18 protein-coding genes are annotated in these 18,354 nt (G+C 71.9%); 6 read left to right on the top strand and 12 right to left on the bottom strand.

The features are described from left to right. The coding region (locus tag AC2H4J_RS13545) for a DUF222 domain-containing protein (protein WP_487465393.1) at positions 1 to 479 on the bottom strand (479 nt) is incomplete at its 3' end. Between the two features lie 195 nt (positions 480 to 674). On the opposite strand from AC2H4J_RS13545, the gene AC2H4J_RS13540 reads away from it, so the two are divergent. The 5 genes from AC2H4J_RS13540 (at position 675) to AC2H4J_RS13520 (ending at position 4,457) form a co-directional block, all read left to right on the top strand. Further along, positions 675 to 860 carry a hypothetical protein gene (locus AC2H4J_RS13540; RefSeq protein WP_487465392.1) on the top strand — a complete coding sequence of 62 codons (186 nt, stop codon included), beginning with the start codon at positions 675 to 677 and terminating at the stop codon, positions 858 to 860. 5 nt (positions 861 to 865) lie between these two features. After that, on the top strand, positions 866 to 1,081 hold the full coding sequence (locus tag AC2H4J_RS13535) for a hypothetical protein (RefSeq protein WP_487465391.1): 216 nt from the start codon (positions 866 to 868) through the stop codon (positions 1,079 to 1,081). Between the two features lie 62 nt (positions 1,082 to 1,143). Beyond that, positions 1,144 to 2,139: a deoxyribose-phosphate aldolase gene (gene deoC, locus AC2H4J_RS13530; protein ID WP_487465390.1), complete on the top strand. Its 996-nt coding sequence runs from the start codon at positions 1,144 to 1,146 to the stop codon at positions 2,137 to 2,139. A gap of 6 nt (positions 2,140 to 2,145) precedes the next feature. Beyond that, positions 2,146 to 3,591, top strand: a complete 1,446-nt coding sequence (locus tag AC2H4J_RS13525; RefSeq protein WP_487465389.1) for an aldehyde dehydrogenase family protein — start codon at positions 2,146 to 2,148, stop codon at positions 3,589 to 3,591. Continuing rightward, a complete protein-coding gene (locus AC2H4J_RS13520) occupies positions 3,588 to 4,457 on the top strand; it encodes an aldehyde dehydrogenase family protein (RefSeq protein WP_487465388.1) in 870 nt (289 codons plus the stop codon). The genes AC2H4J_RS13525 and AC2H4J_RS13520 overlap by 4 nt, the downstream gene beginning before the upstream one ends. A gap of 15 nt (positions 4,458 to 4,472) precedes the next feature. Here AC2H4J_RS13520 and AC2H4J_RS13515 read toward each other — a convergent pair whose 3' ends face one another. Beyond that, on the bottom strand, positions 4,473 to 5,102 hold the full coding sequence (locus AC2H4J_RS13515) for a dihydrofolate reductase family protein (RefSeq protein WP_487465387.1): 630 nt from the start codon (positions 5,100 to 5,102) through the stop codon (positions 4,473 to 4,475). Between the two features lie 109 nt (positions 5,103 to 5,211). Between AC2H4J_RS13515 and AC2H4J_RS13510 the strand changes: the two genes are divergently transcribed. Further along, positions 5,212 to 6,540, top strand: coding sequence for a hypothetical protein (locus tag AC2H4J_RS13510; RefSeq protein ID WP_487465386.1), 1,329 nt, complete (start codon positions 5,212 to 5,214; stop codon positions 6,538 to 6,540). Positions 6,541 to 6,656: 116 nt separating this feature from the next. On the opposite strand, the gene AC2H4J_RS13505 is transcribed toward AC2H4J_RS13510, so the two are convergent. The 10 genes from AC2H4J_RS13505 to AC2H4J_RS13460 form a co-directional block, all read right to left on the bottom strand. Beyond that, on the bottom strand, positions 6,657 to 8,114 hold the full coding sequence (locus AC2H4J_RS13505; RefSeq protein ID WP_487465385.1) for a DEAD/DEAH box helicase: 1,458 nt from the start codon (positions 8,112 to 8,114) through the stop codon (positions 6,657 to 6,659). Positions 8,115 to 8,363: 249 nt separating this feature from the next. After that, positions 8,364 to 9,440 carry an adenosine deaminase gene (locus AC2H4J_RS13500; protein ID WP_487465384.1) on the bottom strand — a complete coding sequence of 359 codons (1,077 nt, stop codon included), beginning with the start codon at positions 9,438 to 9,440 and terminating at the stop codon, positions 8,364 to 8,366. 14 nt (positions 9,441 to 9,454) lie between these two features. After that, entirely contained in the window at positions 9,455 to 10,282 is an 828-nt protein-coding gene (locus tag AC2H4J_RS13495) for an ABC transporter permease (RefSeq protein WP_487465383.1), read from the bottom strand. Next, entirely contained in the window at positions 10,279 to 11,184 is a 906-nt protein-coding gene (locus AC2H4J_RS13490) for an ABC transporter ATP-binding protein (RefSeq protein ID WP_487465382.1), read from the bottom strand. The genes AC2H4J_RS13495 and AC2H4J_RS13490 overlap by 4 nt, the downstream gene beginning before the upstream one ends. Before the next feature lie 38 nt (positions 11,185 to 11,222). Continuing rightward, entirely contained in the window at positions 11,223 to 12,497 is a 1,275-nt protein-coding gene (locus AC2H4J_RS13485; protein ID WP_487465381.1) for a thymidine phosphorylase, read from the bottom strand. Then, positions 12,497 to 12,913 carry a cytidine deaminase gene (locus AC2H4J_RS13480; RefSeq protein WP_487465380.1) on the bottom strand — a complete coding sequence of 139 codons (417 nt, stop codon included), beginning with the start codon at positions 12,911 to 12,913 and terminating at the stop codon, positions 12,497 to 12,499. The genes AC2H4J_RS13485 and AC2H4J_RS13480 overlap by 1 nt, the downstream gene beginning before the upstream one ends. After that, a complete protein-coding gene (locus AC2H4J_RS13475) occupies positions 12,913 to 14,193 on the bottom strand; it encodes an ABC transporter permease (protein WP_487465379.1) in 1,281 nt (426 codons plus the stop codon). Before AC2H4J_RS13475 ends, AC2H4J_RS13480 begins: the two co-directional genes overlap by 1 nt. Then, complete coding sequence (locus tag AC2H4J_RS13470; RefSeq protein WP_487465378.1) at positions 14,190 to 15,359, bottom strand: ABC transporter permease; 1,170 nt, start codon at positions 15,357 to 15,359, stop codon at positions 14,190 to 14,192. The genes AC2H4J_RS13475 and AC2H4J_RS13470 overlap by 4 nt, the downstream gene beginning before the upstream one ends. Continuing rightward, on the bottom strand, positions 15,356 to 16,900 hold the full coding sequence (locus AC2H4J_RS13465; RefSeq protein ID WP_487465377.1) for an ABC transporter ATP-binding protein: 1,545 nt from the start codon (positions 16,898 to 16,900) through the stop codon (positions 15,356 to 15,358). Before AC2H4J_RS13465 ends, AC2H4J_RS13470 begins: the two co-directional genes overlap by 4 nt. 238 nt (positions 16,901 to 17,138) lie before the next feature. After that, positions 17,139 to 18,194: a BMP family lipoprotein gene (locus AC2H4J_RS13460; protein WP_487465376.1), complete on the bottom strand. Its 1,056-nt coding sequence runs from the start codon at positions 18,192 to 18,194 to the stop codon at positions 17,139 to 17,141. Between the last annotated feature and the right edge of the window lie 160 nt (positions 18,195 to 18,354).

The raw sequence follows: 18,354 nt of genomic DNA, 5'->3' as shown, positions 1-18,354 counted from the left end.
TGCGCCAGCTCGTTGTGCGGGCGGGTGGCGGCGGCGTCGGCCAGCACCGCATCCACCGCGGCCAGCTCCACCCCGGCAGCCGCGGCCGCGGCCCGGTGCTCGTCGCGGGCGACCGGCGCGATCGCGGCGACCGCCTCGGCGGTCACCCGCCCGGCGGCGAACGCCGCCGCCACGGCGGGCAGGTGGGCCAGCGCCCGCCCGGAGTGCACCAGCCGCCGCGCCGCGCCCTCCGAGAAACGGCCGTGCCCGCGCAGCCAGGCCTGCATCGTCTTCGCCCCGTCGTGCTCGGACGCCTGCGTCAGCTCCCCTTCCCGCACGGTGCGGGCCAGCTGCGCATCCAGCCGGTTCTTCGCGGTCAGCAGCGAGCGGGACCGCTCCAGCAGCTGCGGGCCGAACAGGCTGCTCAGGTCCTGGTCGGCCAGACGCTCGAGGGCGGACACGAGATCCGTCAGCGGGTCACCCGAACCGTTCGAACACATGTACGAATAATACCGGTCCCGCCGACCGTTCAACCCCAGAATCCCCAGATCAAAGGCTTGTCCACAGATGCGGGAACCCCCTTGCGCCTACGCGTCCATCCGGTGCAGGCATCGACCGGTCGTCGTCCCAACCCTGGGCACGCGGCGCCTGCGGCGCTAGCGTGCCGCCATCCTCGTTCCGACGAAGGGACAGACGTGCTGCGCAGGCTCGGTTTTCTCGCCGCGACGACCGTCGCTGCCGTGACGGTGGGCTTCTCCCTGACCGGCCCCGCCACCGCGGCCCCGCCGTCCCAGACGGGCGAGCACGACTGCCGGTCGACGGCGGTGTGCAACCCGGGTCAACACCTGGGCTGGGACCACCACCGCAACGTAGGAGGCTGACTGAGGTGAGGGCCACGCACCGCAGACTCGCTGTGCTCCTGACCGCCACGGCGATCGTGCTGGGCGGTGGCGTTGTCACAGCGGCCACGGCGAGCGCCGCCCCGAACGCCAACAGCCAGCACGGCCAGTGCACCAGCGCGGCCGCCGGCAAGCACCTGGGCTGGGCCAAGCAGGCGGACGGCGGCCGGAACATCGGGGGTACCTGCGAGGGGCCATCCTAGAGGCTCACCCCCCGGGGCAGCATGCGTTCGGAGCTTGCGTGCCCTCAGGGGATGATGAACGCATGACCCACGTGCTCGATCCCGACGCGCTGCCCGATGACGCGCGCGCGTTGACCGCACCCCTGCCGCCCTACGACGACGTCACCCGCTCCGACGCCGCCTTCCGTGCGTTCCTGCACGGTCTGCCCGGCGTCGACCAGGTCGGCGCGGAGCAGCGGGTCGCGATGCTGGGCACGCGGTCGATCAAGACGACGTCGAAGGCCTGGGCGATCGACACCGCCATCTCGATGGTCGACCTCACCACCCTCGAGGGGTCGGACACACCCGGCAAGGTGCGGTCCCTCGCCGCGAAGGCCCGCCGCCCCGATCCGGGCGACCCGACCACCCCTCAGGTCGCGGCCGTGTGCGTCTACGGCGACCTCGCCGGCGTCGCCCGGGAGGCGCTCGGGGACAGCGGCATCCACGTCGCAGCGGTCGCCACCGCCTTCCCGAGTGGACGGGCGAGCCGCGCGGTCAAGCTGGCCGACGTGAAGGACGCCGTCGCCAACGGCGCGGACGAGATCGACATGGTCATCGACCGCGGAGCCTTCCTGGCCGGGCGCTATCTCGACGTGTTCGAGGAGATCGTGGCCGTGAAGGAGGCCTGCGGGAGCGCGCACCTCAAGGTCATCCTCGAGACCGGCGAGCTGGTCACCCTCGACAACGTCCGGCGCGCGAGCTGGCTGGCGATGCTCGCCGGCGGCGACTTCATCAAGACCTCCACCGGCAAGATCTCTCCCGCGGCCACGCTCCCGGTCTGCCTGGTCATGCTCGAGGCGGTCCGCGACTTCCGCGCCGCGACCGGTACCCAGATCGGCGTGAAGCCCGCCGGTGGCATCCGGACGACGAAGGACGCCATGAAGCACCTCGTCCTGGTCAACGAGACCGCCGGGCCCGACTGGCTCTCCCCCGACTGGTTCCGCTTCGGCGCCTCCAGCCTGCTGAACGACCTCCTGCTCCAGCGGCAGAAGCTCCGCACCGGCCACTACTCCGGTCCCGACTACGTCACGGTGGACTGACCCCAGATGAGCAGCCCCTTCCAGTACGCCCCCGCGCCCGAGTCGCGCTCGATCGTCGACATCGCGCCGTCCTACGGCCTCTTCATCGACGGCGAGTTCGTCGACGGCACCGGCGAGCCGTTCAAGACGCTCAACCCGGCCACCGAGGAGGTCCTCACCGAGGTCTCCAGCGGCAGCGAGGCGGACGTCGACCGTGCTGTGGCCGCCGCCCGCCGAGCGTTCACCCGCGTCTGGGGCCCGATGCGCCCCGCCGACCGCGGCAAGTACCTGTTCCGCATCGCGCGCATCCTGCAGGAGCGCGCCCGCGAGTTCGCCGTCCTCGAGTCGCTGGACAACGGCAAGCCGATCCGGGAGTCGCGGGACGTCGACATCCCCCTCGCCGCGGCGCACTTCTTCTACCACGCCGGCTGGGCCGACAAGCTCGACTTCGCGGGCCTCGGGGCGAACCCCCGGCCGCTCGGCGTAGCCGGTCAGGTCATCCCGTGGAACTTCCCGATGCTGATGCTGGCGTGGAAGGTGGCGCCGGCGCTGGCGACCGGCAACACCGTCGTCCTCAAGCCGGCGGAGACCACCCCGCTGACGGCCCTGCTCTTCGCCGAGGTCTGCCGGCAGGCCGACCTCCCACCCGGCGTCGTCAACATCGTCACCGGTGCCGGCGAGACCGGCCGCGCCGTCGTCGAGCATCGGGACGTCGACAAGGTCGCCTTCACCGGATCCACGGACGTCGGCCGGTCGATCGCCCGCGCGGTCGCCGGCACCCGCAAGTCGCTGACCCTAGAGCTCGGCGGCAAGGCGGCGAACATCGTGTTCGACGACGCCCCGATCGACCAGGCCGTCGAGGGCATCGTTCAGGGCATCTTCTTCAACCAGGGCCACGTCTGCTGCGCCGGGTCGCGGCTGCTCGTGCAGGAGAACATCCACGACGAGGTCATCGCCTCGTTGCAGCGACGCATCGGCACCCTGCGCGTCGGCGACCCGCTGGACAAGAACACCGACATCGGCGCGATCAACTCCGCGGAGCAATTGGCCCGCATCAAGGAGCTGTCGGACTACGGCGAGGCGGAGGGGGCCAACCGCTGGCAGCCCGCCTGCGACCTGCCCGAGCGCGGCTACTGGTTCCCGCCGACGGTGTTCACCGACGTATCCCCCGCGCACCGCATCGCGCGCGAGGAGGTCTTCGGCCCGGTGCTGTCGGTGCTGACCTTTCGCACTCCTGACGAAGCCGTCGCCAAGGCGAACAACACGACCTTCGGCCTCTCGGCCGGCATCTGGACGGAGAAGGGCTCGCGGATCCTCAAGATCGCGAACCAGCTCCGCGCCGGCGTCGTGTGGGCCAACACGTTCAACAAGTTCGACCCGACGTCGCCCTTCGGCGGCTACAAGCAGTCCGGGTACGGCCGCGAGGGCGGCCGCCACGGGCTGACCGGCTACCTGAAGGGTGCAGCGCAGTGAGTGCCGACCGTCTCGCCGTCCGCAAGACCTACAAGCTCTACGTCAACGGCGCCTTCCCGCGCTCGGAGTCCGGCCGCAGCTACGAGGTCACCGACACCAAGGGGCACTTCCTGGCCAACGCCGCGTGGGCCTCGCGCAAGGACGCCCGGGACGCCGTGGTGGCGGCGCGGGGCGCCTTCGGGAAGTGGTCGGCGATGACCGCCTACAACCGCGGGCAGGTGCTCTACCGCGTGGCCGAGGTGATGGAGGGCCGGCACGTCCAGTTCTGCGAGGAGGTCGCCGCCGGCGAGGGCTTGTCGCAGTCGAAGGCCCGGGCCGCCGTGGACGCCGCGATCGACCGCTGGGTCTGGTACGCCGGGTGGACCGACAAGCTGGCCGCCGTCCTCGGTGGCGCCAACCCGGTCGCCGGCCCGTACTTCGACTTCTCGATGCCCGAGCCGACGGGTGTGGTCGCGGTCCTGGCGCCTCAGCAGTCGTCGCTGCTGGGGCTGGTCAGCGTGCTCGCGCCGGTGCTCGCCGGGGGGAACACTGCGGTCGTCGTGACGTCGAAGGAGCGCCCGCTGCCCGCCGTGACGCTCGGCGAGGTGCTGGCGACCAGCGACGTCCCCGGTGGCGTGGTCAACCTGCTCACCGGCGACTCGGCTGAGCTGGGGCCCTGGCTCGCCGAGCACGCGGACGTCGACGGAATCGACCTCACCGGCGCTCCCGCCGGCCGGGCGATGGAGTTCGAGCGGGAGGCGGCCGGCACGATCAAGCGCGTCGTCCGTCCGCCGGCGGCCGAGCCCGACTGGATGGCCGACCCCGGGCTCTCCCGGATGACGCCGTTCCTGGAGACGAAGACCGTCTGGCACCCGATCGGCGTCTGACCGACGACCGGCTGACTAGGGCATGTCTTCCACGTCCCGCGTCGAGTAGACGACATGCGTCGCGTTCGGCGACGCGTGCACCTCGATCGGCCGCAGCCGGAGGTTCGTGAGGCCGGCGAAGGGCGACTCGCCGCCGCCGAGGACGATCGGCGCGTGGTTGAGCATGATCTCGTCGATCACGCCCGCCTCGAAGCCCTGCCGGACCGCGCTCGCTCCCCCGGCGATGGTCACCGTGTCGTCCCCGGCCGCCTCGAGTGCGCGCTCCATCGCCTCGTCGAACCCGGTCACGAAGTGGAAGGTGGTGCCGCCTTCCATCTCGACCGGGTCGTGCGGGTAATGGGTGAGCACGAAGACCGGCGCATGGTAGGGCGGGTTCTCGCCCCACCAGCCGCGCCACATCTCGCCCCCGGCGGCGTCTGCCCACTCGCCACGGTCCGGGGCGTACATGTTGCGGCCCATCACGTAGGCGCCGCGCGGCGCAAGGAGCCGCGCGGTCATCGCGCGGTCGACGTCGTTGTCGCCCTGGCCGAAGTGCCAGAGGTGCAGGTCCTCGCCGAGAACGCCCAGCGGCTCCTCCCGGGTCTGGTGGGGTCCGGCGACGTATCCGTCGAGGGAGATGGACAGGTGCGCGGTGACCTTCGGCATGCGGGGCTGACTCCTGCCCGGCCCCGGACTCATCGGCCGGCGCCGGCTGAACGACACGTTCTGATCAACCCGGGGGCGCGGCGCCAGGGAGACCTGGCAGGGTGTCCCCGTGGCCAGGCCGAGCATCGTTCCCATCGCACTGACCCTCGACGACCGCACCGGGTACACCCTGTGGGCACCGCCGTGGGAGGAGGACGGCGAGGAGTGGCAGGCGTTCCTCGGCACCACCGAGGACGACATCGCGACGGTGCACCTGTTCCCCACGCCGTCCGCCCTCGCCGCGTACTGCAAGACGCACACCGACCACGACCTGGCCGACCACCCGGTCTGGCCGGTCGTGACCCAGCTCGACGCCGCGGACCTCACGCCTGACGACGACCACCGGTTCGACCTCGACGGCGTCTACGACATCGCGGCCGAGAACCCCGACCGGTGGGCGGTGGAAGAACTGGCGGCGACGATCGACATCGTCAGCCGCCTCGCCGAGTGCCTCGACACCACACCCGAGCCCGACGAGGAACTCGACGACGCCGACACCGAGGACCAGTTCGAGGCGGTCGCGGAGCTCGCCGCGAAGCCCGAGATCGGTTCCCTGGGCCTCGGCGTCGAGGCGTTCGTCGGCCGCTCCGGCGAGGACGCCTGGGTCGGCGTCGGTGGCGTGCTCGACGACCTCTGGGAGGACGTCGTCGAGGAGCTCTCCGAGCACTTCGACTGGACCGGGGCGGGCAGCGTCGACATCGACGACTACCCGGCCGCCTCGGAGGTCGAGGACGTCGACGCCGAGGACGTGCCCGAGGACGTGGTGACCGCCGAGGACGACCAGCCGGGCGTCCGGACGATCGCCCGCGGTGGCCGGATCTCCGCCTCCGCCGCCGAGGTGGCCGAGGCGGGCAAGTTCTGGGAGTCCGTCGGCATCCTGCCGGTGGAGATCGTGGTGCCGGAGGGCGCCGGGCTCACCCTGCGTTGCTACGTGGAGGACGTCGCCCGCTTCCTCGGCCGCAACGGCGAGGTGTTCCTCTTCGACACCCCCGCCGATCTCGCGCGGTTCGTGAAGGGCTCCGAGCAGCACGACCTCATGGAGATCGCCTCCTGGGCCGAGGTCGCCGACACCGACACCGCGCCGCTGCCGGCCGACCAGGACCGCTACGACCTCACCGAGCTGTCGGAGGTCCTGGGCGAGGTCGCGGACGGCGCGGCCGGACTCGTGCACCACAGCGCTTTCGTCCAGCCGGTCGAGGGCGTCCGCGACCTGGCCGAGTACGCGAAGCTGACCCGCGTCGAGGACCTGCTCTCCCCGAGCTCCCCGTTGGGCCGCGAGATCGCCCGCGGCGAGCGCGAGCCGGCCGCGACGCTCCTCGCCCAGGACGCCGCCGCGCTCCGCCCGCTGTGGGACGAGCTGGTGCGGGAGGTCAGCGGAGCCCTGGTCTTCCGCGACTGAAGAAACGACGAAGCGGCCGGCCCCGGGGTGACCCGGGACCGGCTGCTTCGTCGTTCAGCGCCCCGTCCAGAGGCTCGCCGCGAGCGTGCGAGCGGTGAGGAGGACGGGGTGCTTTCTCAGCTGGAGTAGCGCGACGGACGGCTGGGCCGCCCACCGGAGCGCGGGCCCCGGTCGCCGTAGGAACGCTCACCCGAACCGGACGGGCGGTCGCCGTACGAACGGCGCGGACCGCCACGGTGGCCGCCGGGACGGTCGCCGTCCCGACGCGGACGCCCGCCGGGCCCACCCGGGCCACGGCGCATGTCGCGCTGGGTTCGCTCCTTGGGCTCGACGTGCACGCCCTTGGCCACCAGGTCGGTGATCGCCTGGTCGCCGGGACGGATGCGGTCGATGGCGGGGTCCCCCACCTTGGCGGTGCGGAACCGGCGCTTGGCCTGGCCCACCTGGTCGGGCAGGAGCAGCGAGACGACGACACCGGCGGCACCGGCGCGGGCGGTGCGGCCCGAGCGGTGCAGGTAGGTCTTGGCGTCCGTCGGCGGGTCGTAGTGCAGGACCAGCGACACGTCGTCCACGTGGATGCCGCGGGCGGCGACGTCCGTGGCGACCAGAACCGGCGAACGGGCGTCGGTGAACTCCTCCAGCGCGCGCTTGCGCGCCGACTGCGGGAGCCCGCCGTGGATCGCCTCGGCCTTGATGCCGGCGGCCTTCAGGTTCTCGGCCAGCCGGTCCACACCCAGCTGGGTGCGCGCGAAGACGATCGTGCGGCCAGGCCGCGACGCCAGCTCGGTGGCGACCTGCAGCTTGTCGCGGAACGCGAGGCTGAACGCCAGGTGCTCGGCGGGCGGGGCGTCGTCGCCGGCGCGCTTGACCTCGTGCCGCGCCGGGTCCTTCAGGTAGCGGCGGACGAGCGAGTCGACCTCGCCGTCCAGCGTGGCCGAGAACAGCAGGCGCTGCGCGTCGGAGACGGTCTGGTCCAGCAGCTCCTTGACGACCGGGAGGAAGCCCAGGTCGGCCATGAAGTCGGCCTCGTCGAGGACCGTGATGACGACCTCGGCGAGGGTGGCCTCGCCCTGGTTGATCAGGTCCTGCAGGCGGCCGGGGGTCGCGATGATGACGTCGACCCCGCGGCGCAGCTGCTGGATCTGGCGGTACATGGGCGCGCCGCCGTAGACGGTCGCCAGCTGCACACCGGTGGCCTGGCCGAGGGGCGCCAGGTTGTCGTGCACCTGCTGGGCGAGCTCACGGGTGGGCACGAGCACCAGGCCACGCGGGGCGCGGCGACCCTGCTTGACCTCGGCGCCGATGCGGGCGAGCAGCGGCAGGCCGAAGGCCAGCGTCTTGCCCGAGCCCGTCGCGGCCTTGCCGAGCACGTCACGGCCGGCGAGCGCGTCCGGGAGTGCGGAGGTCTGGATGGCGAACGGGCGGTGGATGCCGCGCCGCTCGAGGGCGGTGACCAGCGGCTGGGGCAGACCCAGCTGGTGGAACGTCGGGCCCTCGGGGACCTCGACGGGAGTGGTGGGAACGGCGTCGTCGGCCGAGTTGGACTCGAACGAGACAGGGTGGACCACAGTCATGCGGGGTGGGGCTCCGTTACAGCTCGGAGCGCGGTCCCGTGGAATTGGAGGGCGCCGCAGGCGACGACCTCGCGGGAGATCAGCTGCGCCCAGGTGTGGAACGCGGGATCTGCACGGATGGCGCTCATGCCCGGACAAACCGTCCGGGAGGATGACCGGCCGATGTGCCGGTACGCCCAGGTTAGCAGCGAAGATCGCTCGGGGATTCCCCAGCACGAGGTGGCCGTGGTCACCCGACCCGGTCGGACGTCAGTCCCGCAGCGCCGCGTAGCCCGGGCGGACGAGGACGTCGAGCAGGTGCTTCCGGTCGGATTCCGGCAGGAACGCCGCCGCGAGCGCGCGCTCGGTGACCGTCTGGACGTCGTCCCAGGACCACCCGAACGTGGCCGCGACGTCGGTGAGCTCGCTGCTCGCCGACACCCCGCTCATCAGCCGGTTGTCGGTGTTCACGGTGACCGCGAAGCCCAGCCGGTGCAGGCGGTCGACGGGGTGCGCCGCCAGTGACGGGTAGGCGCCGGTCTGCACGTTGGACGACGGCGCGATCTCCAGCGTCACCTGCTCGTCGCGCACGCGGCGCGCGAGCGGGCCGAGCTCTCCCTCCGAAGGAACCTCGTCGGCGATCCGCACGCCGTGGCCGAGCCGCTCGGCGTGCGCACCGTCCAGGGCCGCGCGGATGCTCTCGATGCCGTCGGCCTCACCGGCGTGGACGGTGCGGTGCGCCCCGGCACCCACGAGCATCCCGATGGCCGACGGCAGCCGGTCCGGGGGGAAACCGATCTCCGGTCCGGCCAGGTCGAAGCCGACCACGCCGACGTCGCGGTAGCGGATCACCAGCCCGGCGACCTCGTCCCAGCGGTCGTTCTGCCGCATGGCGCACAACAGGGCACCGACCCGGATCGGCGTGCCGGCCTCGGCCGCCTCCCGGCCGCCCACCGAGAAGCCGTCGACCATCGCCTCCACGACGTCCTCGATGGCCAGACCCTGCGCCGTCGAGAGCTCCGGGGCGAACCGTACCTCGGCGTAGACGACGCCGTCGGCCGCGAGGTCCAGCGCGCACTCCCGGGCGACCCGGTGGATCGCGTCGGGGGTCTGCATGACCCCCACCGTGTGCGCGAACGTCTCCAGGTACTGCACGAGCGACCCGGAGTCGGCCGCCTGCCGGAACCAGGTGCCCAGCCGCTCGGGGTCCGCGGCAGGCAGCTCGCCGTAGCCGAACTCGTCGGCGAGTTCCAGCACCGTGCCGGGCCGCAGGCCGCCGTCCAGGTGATCGTGCAGCAGGACCTTGGGGGCGCGGCGGACGGAATCGGCGTTCAGCGGTGCGGGCACCGAGGAAACGTAACTCAGCCGGCGTCGCGGTCCTGCCAGCGGAAGGTGGCGACACAGAGGAGCAGCCCGACGACACACCAGACGCCGAGGACCAGCGCCACGCGGCCCAGCTCCCAGGAGCCGGCCGGTTCCTGCCGCGCCATGACCTCGGGGAGGAAGACCGAGCGCAGACCCTGCGCCATCCACTTCAGCGGGAAGAGGGAGGCGATCGTCTGCATCCAGACCGGCACCTGGCTGAACTGGAAGAAGACGCCGGAGATGAACTGCAGGACCAGCGCGATGGGCGTGATCATCGCCGACGCCGACCGGCCGTTCTTCGCGAGGCTGGAGACGGAGATGCCCAGCAGCGTGCACGCCGCCGAACCCAGCGCCGCGACCCACACGAAGGTGACCCAGTCGCTGCCCGACGGCAGGTCGATGCCGTAGGCGAAGACGCCGACCGCGAGCAGGATCACGATGATCAGCACGGTGACGGCGAGGACCTGGACGATCTTGCCGACGAAGTACGCGCTCTTCGGCATCGGCGTGCCGACCAGGCTCTTCAGCGTCCCGTCCGAGCGTTCGGTCGCGATGCTGATCGCCATGTTCTGCAGGCTGGCGCCGAGGATGCCCGCGGCGATGATCCCGGCCATGAAGTACTGGGTGAAGGTGACGCCGGCGCCGAGGTCGTAGTTCAGCACCGCGCCGAACACGGTCAGCAGGATCACCGGGAACAGCAGGGTGAAGACCACGGACTCCCGCTGACGGAAGAACTCCTTGAGCTCCACTCCCCCACGGATGCGGTAGACCGAGGCCACGGACGGGAGCGCGACGTCGGTCCGGGTCGTCGTCGTGGTGGTCATCGCGACTGTCCGATCATCGACAGGTACACGTCCTCGAGGGTCGGCCGGGTCACGGCCAGCTCCGGGATCTCGCCGGGGAAGCGGCCGGCCAGTTCGCGCAGGAACGCCGTGGGGGTGGCGGTCGCCTCGGTGCGGCGGGTGCCGTTCTCGGTCCAGCTGACGACGGCGGGTGCGGTCTCCCGGCCACCGAGGGCCGAGGGGACGGCGACCTCGACCAGGCGCCCGCGGGCGATGACACCGACGCGGTCGGCGAGCGCCTCGGCCTCGTCGAGGTAGTGGGTGGTGAGCAGCATCGTCGTCCCCAGGTCGCGCAAGGACCGGATCAGCGACCAGAACTGGCGGCGGGCCTCGGGGTCGAAGCCGGTGGTCGGCTCGTCGAGGAACAGCAGGGTCGGGCCGCCGATGATGCCGAGGGCGACGTCCAGCCGCCGGCGCTGCCCACCGGAGAGCGACTTGCCCCGGGACTTCGCCTTCTCGGCCAGGCCGACCAGCTCCAGCACCTCGTCGGGATCCCGCGGGTCCGGGTAGTAGGCGGCCTGCGCCTGCAACATCTCCCGGCAGGTGAGCTGGCTGTCACCGGCCCCCGACTGCAGCACGATGCCCAGCTGCGCCTTCCACCGCCGTGCGCCGTCCGCCGGGTCCGCGCCGAGCACCCGCACCTGGCCGGCGTCGCGCGCGCGGTAGCCCTCGCAGATCTCGACCGTCGTCGTCTTGCCGGCGCCGTTGGGGCCGAGCAGCGCGAAGATCTCACCGCGCCTGATGTCGAGGTCGAGCCCGTCGACGGCGACGAACTCGCCGTACCGCTTTCCCAGGCCGCGGATCGAGATGGCGGCGTCGGGGTCGAGTGGAGCACCGGCGAGCGGCCCACCGCGAACTGCGGGGGCCGTGGAAGTCGACGTCACGAGGGCACAGTCTCCTCCCTGACCCTGAGTGTGCCGCGTCACTCCTGCGTGATGCGGTCCAGGATCAGCGGAAGGGGCCGGTCGTCGGTGTCGACGCCGATCGCGTCCTCCAGTGCCTCCAGCGCCCGCGGGATGCGGTCGGCGTCGTCGGTCTGCAGCTCCAGCAGCGGCTGACCGGCGGTCACCTGCTCCCCCACGCCGGCACGCCAGACGACGCCGGCCGCCGCCGACACCGGGTCCTCCTTGCGCGCCCGCCCGGCACCGAGCCGCCAGGCGGCCACGCCGAGGGCGAAGGCGTCGAGGCGGGTCAGCGTGCCGGTCGCCGGCGCCGTGACCACGTGGGTCTCGGCCGGCGTCGGCAGCGCCGCGTCGGGGTCTCCGCCCTGCGCGGCGATCATGCGCCGCCAGACGTCCATGGCACGCCCGTCGACCAGGGCATCGGCGGGATCGACGTCCGGACGTCCGGCCCCCGCGAGCATCTCGCGGGCCAGCGCCAGGGTCAGTTCGACGACGTCGGCCGGCCCTCCGCCGGCCAGCACCTCGACGGACTCGGCGACCTCGACGGCGTTGCCCGCCGCGCGGCCCAGCGGCCTGTCCATCGCCGTCACCAGGGCGACCGTGCGCACCCCGGCGGCCTCGCCGAGCCCGACCATGGTGCGCGCCAGCTCGCGGGAGGCCTCGGGATCCTTCATGAAGGCCCCGGAGCCGGTCTTCACGTCCAGGACCAGCGCGTCGGCGCCCTCGGCGATCTTCTTGCTCATGATGGAGCTCGCGATCAGCGGGATCGACTCGACCGTGCCGGTGACGTCGCGCAGGGCGTAGAGCTTCTTGTCCGCCGGCGCCAGGTCGTTGCCGGCCGCGCAGATCACGGCACCCACCTCGCGCAGCTGCCGGAGGTAGGCCTCCTCGTGCACGTCGGCCCGCCAGCCGGGGATCGCCTCCAGTTTGTCCAGCGTGCCGCCGGTGTGGCCCAGACCCCGGCCGGACAGCTGCGGCACCGCCACTCCGCACGCCGCCACGAGAGGCGCGAGCGGAAGGGTGATCTTGTCGCCGACGCCACCGGTGGAGTGCTTGTCGGCGGTCGGCCGGCCCAGCGAGGAGAGGTCCTTGCGCTCGCCGGAGTCGATCATCGCCTGGGTCCAGACGGCGAGCTCCTCGGCCGACATCCCGCGGAAGAACACCGCCATCAGCAGGGCGCTCATCTGCTCGTCCGGGACCACGCCGCGGGTGTAGGCGTCGATCACCCAGCGGATCTGGTCGGCCGAGAGCGTGCCGCCGTCCCGCTTGGTCCGGAGGACGTCGATCGCGTCCACTACGCGCCCCGCTCGGCGGCAGCGACCAGGTCCTCGGGGCCGAACGCGTCCGGCAGGACGTCCCGCATCGGCACGATGCCCAGCGACACCGTCTCGATGAGCATGTCCGCCCCACCGTGCTCCCACAGCAGCTGCCGGCAGCGCCCGCAGGGCATCAGCGGCTGCCCGTCGCCGCCGACGCACGCCACCGCGACCAGCCGGCCGCCGCCGGTGCGCGCGAGGTCGCTGACCATGCCGCACTCGGCGCACAGGCCCAGCCCGTAGGAGGCGTTCTCGACGTTGCAGCCGGTCACCAGCCGTCCGTCGTCTACCAGGCCGGCAACACCCACCGGGAACTTCGAGTAGGGCGCGTAGGCGTGCGTCATCGCCTCCCGGGCCGCCGTGCGCAGCGCGGCCCAGTCGATCGGTTCGCTCACTAGTGCTCTCCTCGTCGGTAGACCAGCCCGTCGGCCTTTGGCATGCGCAGCCGTTGCGTGGCGAGGGACAGCACCAGGAGCGTGGTCAGGTGGGGGGTGAAGGACACGATGCCCGGGGGCAGCTGGTCGATGAGCAGGAAGCCGACCAGCGCGGCGGCGGCCACCACCGCGGAGAGCACCGCCTGCACCAGCCGGCGCTGGACCGCCTTCCAGATCGCGACCGCGACCAGGATCAGGGCGACGAGCAGCAGCAGGGCCACGACCGCACTCCGGCTGCGCAACTGCAGGGCGTCGGAGAAGCCGAACAGGGCCGCGCCGGCCGCCAGCCCGCCCGGACGCCAGTTGCCGAAGATCAGCGCCGCCAGACCGATGAAGCCACGTCCCCCGGTCTGGTTCTCGCGGTAGATGCCGGCGATGAAGACCAGGAAGACACCGCCCATGCCCGCGAGCGCCCCGGAGATGATCACCGCGATGTACTTCATCCGGTAGACCCGGACGCCGAGGGAGTCGGCCGCGGCCGGGTTCTCGCCGCAGGCGCGCAGGCGCAGGCCGAAGGCCGTGCGCCACAGCAAGAAGTAGGTCGCCGGGATGAGCAGCACGGCCAGCAGGGTGAGGACGCCGACCCCCTGCGTGACGCCCCGCAGGACGCCGGCGAGGTCGCTGAGCAGGAACCAGTGGCGGGCCTCGAGGTCGCCGAGGAGATCCGGACCGGAGGAGAGCACCGGCAGCGACAGCGACGGCGGCTTGCTCGACAGCGCGGGTGACTGCGTGACGCCGCCACCGGCCGGGTTGTCGGTGTAGAGCAGCTCGGAGAGGAACCGGGCCACTCCGGCGGCAAGGATGTTGATGGCGACGCCGGAGACCACGTGGTCGACCCCGAAGGTGACCGTGGCGACCGCGTGCAGGAGGCCGCCGAGGGCGCCGAACACCAGGCCACCGGCGAGCGCGGCGCCCCAGCCCCACTGGTAGCCGGCCCAGCCGGCACCCCAGGTGCCGAGGATCATCATGCCCTCGAGGCCGATGTTGACGACGCCGGCCCGCTCGGAGAAGAGACCGCCGAGGGCGGCCAGGCCGATCGGCACGGCCAGCAGCAGCGCAGCGGACATCGTCGAGGACGACGTGAGCGCGTCCTGGCCGCTGATGAGGCGGACCACCGACAGCAGCACCAGCACCCCGGCCAGGATCCACAGCGCCCCCCGGGACCGGCCCCCGCCGGTGAGCAGGTGGGTGATCGGCCCGCGGCCGGGTTGCGTGGCGGGCGTCGTCAGGACCGTGCTCATGCCTGCACCTCCTGGCGCTCGTCGACGGGCCCACCGGCCGGCGGCGTCCCACCGGGACCGGCGCCGGCGGCGGGCTCGACCCTGCTGCGCTCGGCGGACCGCCGGGCGACGCGCTTGGCGACCTCGTTGGAGACGACCACGGCCAGCACGATCGTGCCCTGGATGATCGTGACCACCGACGCGGGGAAGTCGGCGATCTGCAGGGGCACGAGGGCACGGTCGAGGAACGCGAACAGCAGCGCCGCCAGCGCGATGCCACCCGGCTTGTTGCGCCCGAGCAGCGCCACCGCGATCCCGAGGAAGCCCAGGCCGGCGGTGAAGTTGGTGGTGTAGGCGTGGGTGCTGCCGAGCAGGTCGGGCAGCCCGATGAGCCCGGCGACGGCGCCGGACAGCAGCATGGTCTTGACGACCATGCCGCGGGCGTCGACCCCGCTCGCGCTGGCCGCCGACGGCGACAGCCCGCTGGCGCGCAGGTCGAAGCCGAAGCGGGTGCGGTTCAGGAGCACCGAGACTGCGATCCCGACGATCGCCGCGATGATCAGGAAGCCGTAGAGCTGGCGCGGGGGGTTGGCCAGCCCGAACAGGTCGAAGATGCTGTTGAGGCCGGGCACCCAGCCGGACTCGGGGATGTCCGCGGTGCCCACGATCTGGCTCCCCGGCGGGCTCCCCCGGAAGGGCCCGGTGAGCAGGTACGAAGCCAGCCCCAGGGCGACGAAGTTCAGCATGATCGAGCTGATCACCTCGCTGACGCCCCGGGTCACCTTCAGCACGGCCACCAGCCCGGCCCAGAAGGCCGCCACGAGCATCGCGACGGCGACGATCAGGACGACGTGCAACGGGCCCGGCAGGCTGACGGCGGCACCGGCCGCGGCGGCGATGATGGTGGCCAGGCGGTACTGGCCCTCGACCCCGATGTTGAACAGCCCCATGCGGAAGGCGATGGCCACGGCCAGCCCGGCCAGGAAGAGCGGGATCGCCCGGTCGAGGATGACGACGAGCGCGGTGATCTGCTGGCTCGGGGTCTCGCCGAAGTCGACCATCACCTCGAAGACGCGGAACGGGTTGACCTGCAGCGCGGCCATGACCGCCGAGGAGATGACCACGGCGACGACGACGGCGAGCACGGGCGCGAGCAGGGCCGGTCCCAGCCGCCGGACGGCGTTCACGCGGCACCTGCCGTTCCGAGCGCGCCGGTCATGTGCCCGCCGAGCTGTTCGGGCGTGACCGTGCCCGGGTCGAGCGTCGCGACAAGCCGGCCCCGCAGCATGACGTGCAGCGTGTCGGACAGCCCGATCAGCTCGTCCAGGTCGGCGGAGATGAGCAGGATGGCCATCCCTTCGGCACGGGCGTCCTTGAGCAGCTCCCAGATCGCCGCCTGCGCGCCGATGTCGACGCCGCGGGTCGGATGAGCCGCGATGAGCACACGGGGCCCGGACTCCATCTCGCGGCCGACGATCAGCTTCTGCTGGTTGCCGCCGGAGAGGGCGACGGCGAGCGTGTCCGGTCCGGGGGCCCGCACGTCGTAGTCCTTCATCACCCGCTCGGTGTCGGCGCGGGCGGCCTTGCGGTCGATGAACCAGCCCTTCGCGGCCGGTGGACGGGTCTGGTGGCCGAGGATCCGGTTCTCCCAGAGGCTCGCCTCGAGGAGCATGCCCTGGCGGTGCCGGTCCTCGGGGATGAAGCCGATGCCCGCCTCCCGGCGGGCCCGCGTGCTCCACGCGCTGATGTCCTCGTCGCCGAGCCGGACGGTCCCGGCGGCCAGCGGCCGCAGGCCCATGATCGCGTCGACGAGTTCGGCCTGACCGTTGCCCTCGACGCCCGCGATGCCCACGACCTCGCCCTCGCGGACGACGAGGCTCACGTCGTCGACGGCCGCCCGGCCACCCGTGGTCGGCACCGTCACCCTCTGCAGCTCCAGCACGGAGGTCGTGCGGACGGTGGAGGTGCGGGTCTCGGGCGAGGGCAGCTCGGAGCCGACCATCATCTCGGCCAGCTGGCGCACGGTCGTCGTCTTCGGGTCGGCCTCGCCGACGGTCGTGCCGCGGCGGATGACGGTGATCGCGTCGGCGACCTTGCGCACCTCGTCCAGCTTGTGCGAGATGAAGATGACGGTCAGGCCCTCGCGCTTGAGCTCGGTCAGGTTGCCGAACAGCTCGTCGACCTCGTGGGGCACCAGGACGGCGGTGGGCTCGTCGAGGATCAGGATGCGGGCGTCGCGGTAGAGCACCTTGGCGATCTCGACGCGCTGCCGGTCGCCGACGCCGAGTTCCTCGACCAGGACGTCGGGCTCGAGGTCGAGCGCGTACCGGTCGGAGATCTCCAGGATCCGACGACGTGCCTCGCCACGGTCCAGGCGGCCGCCCTTGGTCGGCTCGCTGCCGAGGACGATGTTCTCGAGGACGGTGAAGTTGTCGGCCAGCATGAAGTGCTGGTGCACCATGCCGATCCCGGCGGCGATGGCGTCGGCCGGGCTGCGGAAGCTCACCTCGCGGCCGTCGATGGAGATGGTGCCCTCGTCGGGCCGGTGCTCGCCGTACAGCGTCTTCATCAGGGTGGACTTGCCCGCCCCGTTCTCCCCGACGATCGCGTGCACCTCGCCGCGGGCCACCCGGAGCTCGACGTCACGGTTGGCCACCACTCCCGGGAACCGCTTCGTGATGCCGTGCAGTTCCACCGCGTACGGCACGCCTCCTGCCGGTGCAGGCATGTGTGGCCCTCTCCCTCGGCCGCGGGTGTGCGCGGCGCGTCTGAACTCTGTGCCGGTCCGTGCGGGGTCGTCCGCAGGCTCCGTCGCATGATGTCGTACCGGGGCGACTCTCCGGGAGCCCGCACCCGGGTGGGTGTACCGGAACACGAGGGCGGGCCCGGGCACAGAGTGCTGCCCGGGCCCGCCCCGTGGTGCGCGATCCGACGTCGGGCCGTCGCGGCGACCCCCCGTCAGCTCATCACGGCTGGGTCGGAACCTTGATGTCGCCGTCGATGATCTTCTTCTTGTAGTCGTCGATCTTGCTCTTGATGTCGTCGATGAAGCCACCGCTGGTGGCGAGGCCGACGCCGTCGGTCGAGAGGTCGTTGACGACGTCCTTGCCGCCCTGGACCTTTCCGTTGACGAAGCTGTCGATGTACGCCTGGACGGCGTTGTCGACCCGCTTGAGCATCGACGTCATGATCACGGCCTGGAGGGCCGGGTCGTCGACGGTGTTGTACTGGTCGGAGTCGACACCGATCGCCCGCTTGTTCGCGGCGGCGGCCGCCTGGAAAACGCCGAGGCCGGAGCCACCGGCGGCGTGGTAGACGATGTCGGCGCCGGCGTCGTACATGCCCTTCGCCACGATCTGGCCCTTCGCCGGGTCGTTGAACCCGGAGAAGTCACCCTCGGGCGAGATGTACTGGCGGTCGATCTGGATGTCCGGCTTCACGGCCTTGGCGCCCGCGACGTAACCGGCCTCGAACTTGTGGATCAGCTGGGTGTCCACGCCGCCGACGAAGCCGATGTGGCCGGTCGTCGACTTGAGCGCGGCCGCGACGCCCGCGAGGAAGGACCCCTCGTTCTCGGCGAACAGCAGACCGGTCAGGTTCTTCAGGCCGGCCTGGGCCACCGACGAGTCGATGATCGCGAAGCTCGTGTCGGGGTACTGCTTCGCCACCGCGGCCACGTCCTCGCCGTAGGCGAAACCGACGGCGATGATCGGGTTGTAGCCGCCGTCGGCGAGCTGGGTCAGCAGCTCGGCGCGGTTGGAGGCGTCGGAGTTGGGGCTCAGCTCGGAGACCTTGGCGCCGTGGTCCTTGATCGCGGCCTCGACGCCCGCGTAGGCGGAGTCGTTGAAGGAGCGGTCACCGCGGCCGCCGGTGTCGTAGGCGAGACCGATCTTGAGGTCACCACCGCCGGAGCTGCTGTTGCCGCCGGCGCTCCCGCTCTTCTCGTCGCTGGCACAGGCCGCGAGGGCCATGCTGCCGGCCAGCAGCAACGCCGCGGCCTTCGTCATCCGCGCTGCGCGCAAGACGATCTCCTCTCTGGGGGGACGACCACCTGGGTTCGAGGCACGTCCCGTTGGGTGCAAGGGATCCGCTGCCGTTCTGCCGCACGTGGTCGGCCGAAGATGGCTTAGGACTGAGGAACGTTAGCGTCGTGACGGCGGGTCGCCCCCGGCCGGAACCCAT

The organism is Blastococcus sp. OS1-29 (genome assembly GCF_057628075.1).
Note: the sequence above shows the minus strand (reverse complement) of the source record. Positions and strands in the feature narration are given on the sequence as shown.

What these genes read in the sequence shown, in the direction of transcription:
- AC2H4J_RS13475 (WP_487465379.1), bottom strand. Translation starts at nt 14,193, where the DNA reads ATGAGCACGGTCCTGACGACGCCCGCCACGCAACCCGGCCGCGGGCCG.
- deoC (WP_487465390.1), top strand. Translation starts at nt 1,144, where the DNA reads ATGACCCACGTGCTCGATCCCGACGCGCTGCCCGATGACGCGCGCGCG.
- AC2H4J_RS13515 (WP_487465387.1), bottom strand. Translation starts at nt 5,102, where the DNA reads ATGCCGAAGGTCACCGCGCACCTGTCCATCTCCCTCGACGGATACGTC.
- AC2H4J_RS13495 (WP_487465383.1), bottom strand. Translation starts at nt 10,282, where the DNA reads ATGACCACCACGACGACGACCCGGACCGACGTCGCGCTCCCGTCCGTG.
- AC2H4J_RS13465 (WP_487465377.1), bottom strand. Translation starts at nt 16,900, where the DNA reads ATGCCTGCACCGGCAGGAGGCGTGCCGTACGCGGTGGAACTGCACGGC.
- AC2H4J_RS13525 (WP_487465389.1), top strand. Translation starts at nt 2,146, where the DNA reads ATGAGCAGCCCCTTCCAGTACGCCCCCGCGCCCGAGTCGCGCTCGATC.
- AC2H4J_RS13505 (WP_487465385.1), bottom strand. Translation starts at nt 8,114, where the DNA reads ATGACTGTGGTCCACCCTGTCTCGTTCGAGTCCAACTCGGCCGACGAC.